Source organism: Rhizobium sp. 01T444 (genome assembly GCF_056398305.1).
In genome coordinates, this window is record NZ_JBFTPD010000127.1 from 1 (window position 1) to 833 (window position 833).

Here is an 833-nt window from a genome sequence, read left to right on the forward strand (position 1 = left end):
GCTCGCGGATGATCAGGATGTCCAGGCCCGCGATCAGTTCGGGCTTCAGGCTGGATGCATCGACCAGTTGCTCGTAGCAGATCGCGGGACGAAAGTTGGCGAACAGGCCGAGGTTCTTGCGCAGGCCCAGGATGGCCTGTTCGGGCCGCAGCGAACGTTCGAGCGTGTCGTACTTCCAGTCGCCGACCGCGCCGAACAGGACGGCATCGGCTTCCTTGGCCAGTTTCAGTGTCGCTTCGGGCAGCGGGTGGCCGTGGGCTTCGTAGGCGGCACCGCCGACGAGCGCCGACTCCATTGCAAAGGAAAGATCCAGCGCGTCGAGCACGCGAATGGCCTCCGCGACGATTTCGGTGCCGATGCCATCACCGGGAAGTACTGCGATTTTCATGAATAGCTCTGTTCGAATGGTGGAGAGAAAAGGTCAGGCGATCAGCTGATGCGTGAGCCAGGGCTTCTGGGCCAGACGTTCAGCCTCGAAGGCCTTGATCTTGTCCTTGTGGCGCAGCGTCAGGCCGATGTCGTCCAGGCCATTGATCAGGCAGTACTTGCGGAAGCCCGGCACTTCGAAGGGCAGCTCCGTCCCGTCCGGCTTGACGACCACCTGCCGCTCGAGATCGACGGTCAGGCTGTAGCCCGGGAAGGCGTTGGCCTCGTCGAAGAGCTGTGCCACCTGCGACTCGCTCAGCACGATCGGCAACAGGCCATTCTTGAAGCTGTTGTTGAAGAAGATGTCGGCATAGCTCGGCGCGATGATGGCTCGGAAGCCGTACTGGTCGAGCGCCCAGGGCGCATGCTCGCGCGACGAACCGCAGCCGAAATTCCTGCGTGCCAGC

2 protein-coding genes are annotated in these 833 nt (G+C 62.5%); both read right to left on the reverse strand.

Annotated features, from left to right (window positions below; all coding sequences use genetic code 11):
• Positions 1-388 (reverse strand): isocitrate/isopropylmalate family dehydrogenase (locus AC1DTN_RS37500; protein WP_477925183.1); only part of this gene is annotated, 388 nt, incomplete at its 3' end.
• 33 nt (positions 389-421) lie between these two features.
• A partial coding sequence (leuD, locus tag AC1DTN_RS37505) for a 3-isopropylmalate dehydratase small subunit (protein WP_477925185.1) occupies positions 422-833 on the reverse strand: 412 nt, incomplete at its 5' end.